Here is a 9513-nt window from a genome sequence, read left to right as displayed (position 1 = left end):
GCTTTCGAGTGCGAAAACACTACTAACACTATTAAGAATAGATAAAGTAAGAACAAGGGGAATCATGTATTTCCACGCATTGCTGGAAAAGAGTTGCCAATTTGGTGCTGCTGCTTTTTGGAATAAAGAACTGAGGGTTATTAACTTCGTAGTTTCTTCGTCTTCATTGGCAAAGGCTAAATGTAAATACGCAAGGTTTTCCATATTCATTTCCTAAATTAAATTATTTTTCTTCGATAGTTGCTTCCGCCTGATGGACTAAATTGCGGAGATTTTCTAAAGTTTGTATACTTACATCCTGCCATAAACCGCGCTGATTTGCTTCTAGTAGTCTTTCCGCAATATCACGTAATGCCCAAGGATTTTTATCTTGGATAAATTCACAAACGGCAGCATCTTCTAAATATGCTTCAACAACACCTTGATACATATAATCTTCAACACATTGGGCGGTAGCATCATAAGCGAAAAGAAAATCTACCGTTGCCGCCATTTCAAATGCACCTTTGTAACCGTGACGCATAACTCCAGCTATCCATTTAGGATTAACCACGCGAGAACGATAAACCCTGGCAATTTCTGAACTCAGTTGACGGACTTTGGGCTGGGATGTGTTGGAATTATCACCAAAATAAGTTTCAGGATTTTTACCTTGAAGAGAACGCACCGCTGCGGTTAAACCACCCTGAAATTGATAATAGTCATCGGAATCGAGTAAATCATGTTCTCGGTTATCTTGATTATGCAGAACAATTTGCATTTGTTTCAAGCGTTGCTCAAAAGCTGCGGAATTGGGGACTGGGGACTGGGGACTGGGGACTGGGGATTGGGGATTGGTATTTTCTCCAGAATAGGGGTAAGAACTCCAATTGATGTAAGCTTGGGCTAAATCGTTGTCATCTTGCCAATTTTGAGCGGCGATTAAGCCTTGGAGTCCTGCACCGTAAGCACCTGGTTTTGAACCAAAGACACGATATTGCGATCGCTCGGCTGCTACTTCTAAAGATAAACCCTCTTGAGTCCATAAATCCGTTTCTTTGCGAACTGTATCTGCAAGGGGATTTTGGTCTGGTGGTTCATCTAAAGCTGAAACCGCTTTCACAGCTTGATCAAATAAGGTGATTAAATTGGGGAAAGCATCCCGGAAAAAGCCAGAAATTCTCAGGGTGACATCCACGCGGGGACGACCAACAATGGATAAAGGTAAAATTTCAAAATCTACTACTCGTCGCGCTGCACCATCCCAAACGGGTTGAACACCAAGTAAAGCTAAAGCTTCGGCTATATCATCACCACCAGTCCGCATGGTAGCTGTTCCCCACACGGATAAACCCAGGGTTTTGGGATATTCTCCGTGTTCTTGGGTGTAGGTTTCAATGAGAGTTTCAGCGGCTTTTCTGCCAATATCCCAGGCGGTTTCTGTGGGAATGGCGCGAATATCAACGGCGTAAAAGTTTTTACCTGTGGGCAGGACTTCGGGGCGGCCGCGTGTGGGTGCGCCGGAAGCACCGCTGGGAACGTATTTGCCATCAAGTCCCCGTAATAGGTTGGTGGTTTCTTCGCTGGTTTTTTGTAGGGCTGGGAGGAGTTTGTCACTGATCCAATTTAAATGAGGGCGGGGAAACCCCGCCCCTACTTGGTTATCTATTATTTGTTCTACTAAGTGGGCGGCTTCTGCTTCTAGCAGTTCGACGACATCGCCGATGATGTGACAGGATTTAAGTCTCTCGCAGAGGCGCAGAGGCTCAGAGAGGGGGGTTGAGAGGTCGTCGGTGAGGGGGTCTATGTCTATGTTCCATTGTTTGGCAATGGCGCGGGTAATGCCGATATAATGGCGGTTGGGGATGCGGGCGATGGCTACTATGAGGTCTCGCAGTTGTGTTCCTTGGGGACATTGACCGAATATGTGTAAGCCGTCACGGATTTGGGCTTCTTTGAGTTCGCACAAGTAACCGTCTAGGGAATTTAAGATTAAGGTTTCAAAGTTAGCGATGTCTTTGGGGTTGGTAATTCCTAAGTCTTTATATAGGTTTTCTTTAATAACGAGTTCTTGTATGCGATCTCTTATTGTTGGTAAACGGGAAGGATCTAAACTTTCGGCTTCGTAATATTCATCAATTAGGTTTTCTACTTGTTGCAATCCTCCATATAATTGGGCGCGGGTCATTGGTGGGGTTAAATGATCAATTATTACGGCTTGGGCGCGTCTTTTTGCCTGTGAACCTTCACCGGGATCATTAACAATAAATGGATATAAATGGGGCATTGGTCCGAAGGCAATTTCTGGATAACAAGTATTAGATAAAGCCACACTTTTCCCCGGTAGCCATTCTAAGTTACCATGTTTGCCGACATGAACTATGGCATCAGCATTAAAAGATTCTCTTACCCAATAATAAAAGGCTAAATAATTATGAGTTGGTTCTAAATCTGGAGCATGATAATTTAAACTAGGGTCGAGATCATAACCTCTTGATGGTTGAATACCGACGAAAATATTACCAAATTGAATTCCAGAAATTGCCCAATTTTGGACTGAATCTAAAGTTGGTTTTCCCCAACGTTCAATAATTTCTTTTTGGATTATTCCTGGTAAGGTGGCAAAATATTTTTGATATTCTGCTGCTGATAAACTTTGGTTTATTGGTTTCCAATCTTTTCCTTCTGGATCATTGGTAACGCTAGATGTGAGAATTTGAATTAATTCGTCTCCAGTTTCGGGAATATTTTCTAGTTCATAACCAGCTAATTTTAAGGCTTTGAGAATTTCTACACAACTGGCGGGAGTGTCCAATCCTACGCCGTTGGCAAGCCTGCCGTTGGTGTTGGGGTAATTTGCTAAAATTAGGGCTATGCGGCGTTCTTGGGGCGGTTTTACCCGCAATCGTACCCAGTTTGCAGCCAGTTGGGCGACAAATTCAATGCGATCGCTCACGGGTTCATAAACTACGACATCGGTTTCTAGTTGATTATTCCGAGTTTGCAAAGTTTTGAAAGACACAGCCCGGCTAATAATTCGCCCGTCTACTTCTGGTAATGCCACATTTATCGCCATATCACGGGGTGTTAAACCTTGTGATTGTGATTCCCATTGTTCAACGGAACTAGCGCAAAGAATTACTTGCAAAACAGGAACATTTAATTTTTCCCAAAGTTCAGTTTGTGGTGTTTCTGTTTCTAAACTTGCTAGGGAAAAACTGGTGGTATTCATTAATAAACTAACATGATAATCATCATCTTTAGCTGCAAACAATTCACATAATTGCTCACTTACACCAGGTTCACGTAATGAAGAAACAAAAACAGGTACAGGTTGTAAATTTTTCTCGATTAAAGCATTACACAAAGCATCAATAACTCTGGTATTTCCTGCTAAATAATGAGCGCGATAAAACAAAATACCAACTTTAGGCTGACTCCTATGAGGGCGGGGAAACCCCGCCCCTACTGACTTCCTCTCATACAATCCCACGCGGGGAACAGATTGGGGTGCTGGTGGATTAAATGCTGTTGATAGGACTGTATCAGTGATAAATTGCAACGCGTTGAGGAAATTTTCTGTACCACCTTCTTGAAAGTATTGCCAAATTTTCTGAACAATTTTTTCAGAAACTGTAGATTTGGAAATAAGATCAGGATCAAATCCATCATCTCCTGGCATCACAATCAAAGTTGTGCCATTACGTTGTACAATTTCCTGGACAACTTCTAAGCCATAAGCCCAGTAGGAACTGCCTCCTATGAGACGAAGCACAATTATTTGGGCAGATTCTAAAACTTGTTCACCATAAGCATCTATACTTATTTGTTGCTGTAGTTGTAATAAGTTAGCTACTCGGAGTTCAGGAAATTGACTAGGTAATTTGGGAACTACAGCGGCTAGTGTTTGAATATCAGTATCCGCTGCTGTAATCAATACAAAAGGGGCAGGAGTTTGTTCGAGGAAAAATAAACCTTCTGACTGATTTAATCCGCCTGGTGTGGCGCTGATTCTGTGCATAATTAGTAATTAATAATTGGTGATTTGTCAATGGAATTTCAATTTTAACAACTAGACTAATCCATTCTTATCTGCGTTCATTTGCGTTCATCTGCGTTTAATTATTCTTGAAATCTTATTCTATAACAACTATCACAAAGTTATTCCACCAAATGTTCTTTATCTCCAATGTTAATTTACAATTAAAAATAAAACATGATTAATTTACCAAAAGGATTAATTGTTTCCTGTCAAGCACCTGTAAATTCTCCATTACATGATCCTTATGTAATTGCGGCAATGGCAAAAGCCGCAGTCAATAATGGGGCTGTAGCCGTGAGAATTGACACTCCCAGTCATATTCAAGCTGTGCGGGAAAAAGTCCAAGTTCCGATTATCGGCCTGTGGAAACAAGTAATCACTGGTTCTGATGTTTATATTACACCACAGTTTCATCATGCTGTTGCTGTGGCTGAAGCAGGTGCAGATATTATTGCTATAGATGCTACTACTAGAAATCGTCCTGAAGATGAAAAGTTAGCAGATATTATTACTCTGATTCATCAGCAATTAAATAAGCCAGTTATGGCAGATGTAGATACTTTCGAGGCTGCACAATTAGCTGTAAATGCAGGTGCAGATATTGTGGGAACTACTCTATTTGGTTATACTGCGGAAACTAAAAATTTCTCTCCTCCTGGTTGGGAATTACTCACGCAAATTATAGAAAATCTCGATACTTTTGTGATTTGTGAAGGGGGTATTTCTTCCCCAGAAATGGCAAAAAAAGCTTTAGATTTAGGGGCTAATGCAGTTGTTGTTGGTGGGGCAATTACCGGAATTGATTTGTTAGTTAAAGCTTATAATTCGGCATTATAGGTTATTCCTATGTCATCAAATTAAACTGATTTCATCTCTATTTCATTTATGGTTGGCATCTTTAGAGATGAACAGTATTTGGCTATTAATGATGGTTACTTGCTCCCCAAAACTAACCCTGAAAACTAGTTTACCAGCATCACCGCTATTTGCCACGGTGACAGAAGCATTAGGTAAAGTTCCCATTGTCCGATTAAATCGAATTCACCGCACTTGTCAACATCATCATTTATATCTCAAATTGGAATCTTGTAATCCTGGTGGGAGTATTAAGGAAAAAAATGCGGCTTATCTGGTGAATGAAGCTGAAAAACAAGGTTTATTGCGTCCAGGTGGGACAATTGTTGAATCTAGTTCTGGTAACTTTGGGATTGGGTTAGCAATTGTAGGCGCAACTAAGGGTTACAGGGTGATGATTGTGATTGATGCCAAAACCCCTGTAACAATGCGAAGAATGCTTACTGCTTATGGTGCAGAATTGGTAGAAGTGCCTTTGAGTGAGGCTGATAGTCAGGGTTCAATGCAGGTAGCAAGAATGAAAAAAGCCCAGGAATTAGCTGCAAATATTGCTAGTGCTTGGTATCCCTGTCAACATAAAAATCCTAGTAATACTGATGCCCATGAACTTTGGACGGCGCGGGAAATTGAAGCTGCTTTTGGCGGTGCGCCGGATGCTATAGTGATTGGAGTCAGTACAGCCGGACAGTTAGGCGGTATCAGTCGCTATTTTAAACGGTATTATCCCCAAACAAGAATTATCGGTGTAGATGTGGCAGGATCGGCAATTTTTGGGACTCCCAGACACCCCTATAAGATGACTGGACTGGGTTTATCTTTCGTTCCCCCCAATTTTGACCCGCAAATGTTAGACGCGGCTTATAGCGTGGATGATGGTTTGGCGTTTTCTGTTTGTCATGGTTTGGCTAAACAGGAAGGTATGCTTTTAGGTGCTTCCACTGGTGCAATTGTCGCTGCTGCTTTAGCTGATACTCAAAGATTTACTACACCTCAAACTATGTTACTACTTAACCCTGACCGGGGCGATAGGTATTTAGAAACAGTTTACAATGCCGATTGGTTAACAGCACAGGAAATTACTATTCTGGAAAATAGCAATTTAACGACAGCAATTGCTAATCTTCTGCCTGTACCATTGGATATTGTCGGTAGGAGTCAAGAGTGATCAAGATAATTTTCTCACGCAGAGGCGCAAAGGCGCAAAGGGTAAGAGTTTAAAAGTTAGATTTTTGCGCTTTTTGCACACATAGCTTCGTGATGATATGAAATTACAAGAACCTCAATCTCAATCAGTTAGTTTAGGGACTTTATGGCGGGAATTTTTGCCTTTATCTCTCAGTGATGTGACTATGGCTTGTGGTGATCCGATGATGACTACTACATTAGCTCATCTTCCTGATGCTCAAAATAACTTAGCGGCTGTAGGTATTGCTAAATCTTTGGCGATATTTTTTGAAAGTCCGATTATTATGATTTTGCACGCTGCTAATGCTTTAGCTGGTTCTCAAAATTCACGCAAAGCATTGTGGCGATTTACATTATTGGTAGGTGGAGGATTAACTTTTTTATTAAGTTTGTTGGGACTACCGATCATATTTAATTTTGTCGGTGTGAGTCTGTTGGGCATACCATCTGCAATGTTAGCTACAGTTAGTCAAGTATTATTACTAATGGGCGGTTGGCCATTTGCGATCGCTTGGCGGCGTTATTTTCAAGGATTATTAATTTATCATGGTCAGTCCGGTGCTGTGGCTAAAGCCAGTATTTGCAGGTTATTCACTTTAGCAGTAATCCTCACATCCGGGTTTTTCTGCCAAATATCTGGGGGCGTAATTGCTGGCTTAGGGCTTATGGGCGGGGTGATAGTCGAGGCTATCGTTGTTACAATTTTTGCCCGTCGCAGTGGGGCAATTTTACCACCACAAATAGAACAACCTAATTTACCCCGCAATGTAACGCAGGTATGGAAGTTCTATTTACCCTTAGCTAATTCGATGATGGTGGTTTGGGGCGGAAGGGCGATATTAATTAGCATTCTTACTCGCGCTGAAGATGCGACAATTGCCATTGCAGCTTGGTCTGCGGCTTGGGGGTTAGTGCTGGTAATTGCCAATTCTACCCGTATGGTACAGCAAATGGTGATTAAATATCGTCATCAAGTGAGCGATCGCCAACTGCTGACTTTTGCTATCAGCGTAGGTGCTGCTTGTTCGACTGTACTATTATTAATAAGTTTAACACCCATAGGCGATCGCATTGTTCAAAGTTTTATCGGTAATGATCTTACCTTAGCTAAAAGTATTAAACCAGTGCTTTTGATTTGTGCAATTGTGCCATTATTTGTGGCTTTACAAAATGCAATTCAAGGTTTTTTAGTCAGTGAAAATCGCACAGGTCACGTAAATTTATCCACTTGGTTAGGAACAGGAACTTTATTAATAATTACCACTTTTGCTATTAACAAGGGCATGAATGGCGCAATGGCCGCTGCTATTGCCATGATTACATCTATGTTAGTTGAAATTAGCTGTTTACTTTGGAAAAGAGTGGCAAAATCACAGTAAATGTACTGCCATTATTCACATCACTTTGTACTTCTAATTTGCCCTTGTGAGTTTGGACAATTGCCAAAGCAATAGCTAAACCTAGTCCAGATCCTCCTGTATGACGAGAACGATCTGCATGAACTCGATAAAAGCGATCAAAAATATGGGGAATATCTGAAGCAGGAATACCAATACCTGTATCTTTGATAGTAATTAAACCTTGATGATCATTAGTTGTCAGATTAATTGTTACTTCCCCAGATTCAGGAGTATATTTAATAGCATTACTAACTAAATTCAACAACATTCTATAAATTTGACCTTCATTACCTTGAATATAAAAATAAGATTCAATCGGAATATTACTAGATAATAAAACTTGGGCATTCATGGCTACTGGCATTAATTCTTCTTCCACATCTGCCACTAAATCATTTAAACAAATTTCCTGCCATTTTGCTTCTTGTAAACCACTTTCTACCCTAGATAATAATAACAAATCCTGGGTTAAAATTACTAATCTTTTGATTTGTCTCTCCAAAGCTTTTTGGGTTTCTGGGTTAATTGAATTTGTTTCGACAATTGTTTGTAAAGATGTAATCGGAGTTCTTAATTCATGTGCCGCGTCAGCCGTAAATTTTTGTAATTGTTGATAGGATTTTTCAATTGGTCGCATAGCTAAACCTGCTAACCACCAACCAGCAGCACCAATTAAGATCATAGAAAAGGGAACACCCAATCCTAATAACCAATGTAGACTATTCATATAGTCATTTAATCGTTGTATAGATCGCCCTACTTGTAAGTATCCCCACAATTGATTCCCTTTGATTTTTAAGGGCATTAAATGTAAATGATATAGTTCACCATTGCGATTTTTAATATCGTAAGAATGGTTAATTTGTAGATTAGGGGGAAACTCATCGGGATTATTACCAATAGCAGCAATTACTTCTCCTGCTGGGGTTAAAAACCGGAGATAATATCCTTCTGATAATAAACCCAGTAACTCTGATTCTGATTTAATTGGTAAACAAGGTTGTTGTTTAAAACAAATTCCTGGTAAAGATTTCTGAGTCGTAATAGATAGTTCTCCAGGAATTTTTAACTCTGTCTTTAATTGGTCTTCAAATACCTTGCCAAAAACTTCTAATTCTCGATCAACAGTGCGAGTAAAAGCTTGAATCATCACAATATGAGCAACATAACCACATATTAATAAAGTTGCACCCATAAAACCAGCATAGGTAACAGCTAATTTTAACCGAGAATTATTAAATAGTGAATTATTAGGTATCCAATTTTGGATTTTACCTATCTTCTTCCTTTCTTCCTTCGCTTTCTTCGCTCCTATATCCCTCCGGGACGCTGCGCGAACGTGGTTCATTTAATTAATATCCCTTATTATCCACAAAAACGATAACCAAAGCCTCGCATAGTTTCAATAGCTTTAGGAAAACCACATTCTAATAATTTGCGTCTTAGTAATCTCACTTGTGCAGCCACAACATTACTCACTGTATCACTTTCAAAATCCCACAATCTAGCGCGAATTTGTTCATGAGTTAGGATTTGTTGAGGATGCTGCATTAAATATTCTAGTAGTTGAAATTCTTTGGCTGTAAGGATAATTGGTAAAGAAGTTTCTAATCCTAAATTCACAACTGAAAAATTACTATAATCTAACATTAATGAACCTATTTGTAATTGCGGTGGTTGGAAATTTGGTAATCTTCTTTGTAATGCTCTGACTCTTGCCAATAATTCTTCCATCCCAAAGGGTTTAACAAGGTAATCATCTGCACCCGCATCTAAACCCGTAACCCGATCATTCATGCTATCTCTAGCTGTTAATAGCATAATTGGTAATTGATTTTTTTGCCCTCTTAATCTTTTACATAATTCCAACCCTGACAACTGCGGTAACATCCAATCTAAAATCGCAATTTCATATCTTTGTGGTACTGTATTCAGATAATCCCAAGCCGTTTGTCCATCTTCAGCCCAATCTACTATATAATCACGCTGGGTAAGAGCATTATGAATACTATTTCCTAAATCATGTTCATCTTCAACTAATAATAACCGCAT

The 9513-nt window shown here is 39.9% G+C and carries 6 protein-coding genes and 1 pseudogene; 3 read left to right on the top strand and 4 right to left on the bottom strand.

Features of this window, described 5'->3' with window-relative positions; all coding sequences use genetic code 11:
• Both FJR11_RS14955 and cobN read right to left on the bottom strand, forming a co-directional pair.
• Positions 1–204, bottom strand: a pseudogene (locus FJR11_RS14955) (cell wall-binding protein); the annotation flags it as partial.
• A 19-nt stretch (positions 205–223) separates the two neighbouring features.
• Entirely contained in the window at positions 224–4000 is a 3777-nt protein-coding gene (cobN, locus tag FJR11_RS14950) for a cobaltochelatase subunit CobN (protein WP_168505009.1), read from the bottom strand.
• A 195-nt stretch (positions 4001–4195) separates the two neighbouring features.
• Here cobN and FJR11_RS14945 point away from each other — a divergent pair, with 195 nt between their 5' ends.
• From FJR11_RS14945 to FJR11_RS14935, 3 genes are all read left to right on the top strand, one after another.
• Positions 4196–4858, top strand: coding sequence for an N-acetylmannosamine-6-phosphate 2-epimerase (locus FJR11_RS14945; RefSeq protein WP_168505007.1), 663 nt, complete (start codon positions 4196–4198; stop codon positions 4856–4858).
• 67 nt (positions 4859–4925) lie between these two features.
• Complete coding sequence (locus FJR11_RS14940) at positions 4926–6041, top strand: cysteine synthase family protein (RefSeq protein ID WP_254444758.1); 1116 nt, start codon at positions 4926–4928, stop codon at positions 6039–6041.
• Between the two features lie 97 nt (positions 6042–6138).
• Complete coding sequence (locus FJR11_RS14935) at positions 6139–7440, top strand: hypothetical protein (protein ID WP_168505005.1); 1302 nt, start codon at positions 6139–6141, stop codon at positions 7438–7440.
• Here FJR11_RS14935 and rppB read toward each other — a convergent pair.
• Positions 7400–8809, bottom strand: coding sequence for a two-component system sensor histidine kinase RppB (gene rppB, locus FJR11_RS14930; protein WP_254444757.1), 1410 nt, complete (start codon positions 8807–8809; stop codon positions 7400–7402). The genes FJR11_RS14935 and rppB overlap by 41 nt on opposite strands.
• 17 nt (positions 8810–8826) lie before the next feature.
• The gene (gene rppA / locus FJR11_RS14925; RefSeq protein ID WP_168505003.1) at positions 8827–9513 is read right to left on the bottom strand and encodes a two-component system response regulator RppA; all 687 of its coding nucleotides are present in this window, start codon (positions 9511–9513) and stop codon (positions 8827–8829) included.

This window comes from Anabaena sp. UHCC 0187, assembly GCF_009712035.1.
Lineage (GTDB): Bacteria > Cyanobacteriota > Cyanobacteriia > Cyanobacteriales > Nostocaceae > Dolichospermum.
The sequence above is the reverse complement of the archived record's forward strand: the minus strand, read 5'-3'. Positions and strand labels throughout refer to the sequence as shown.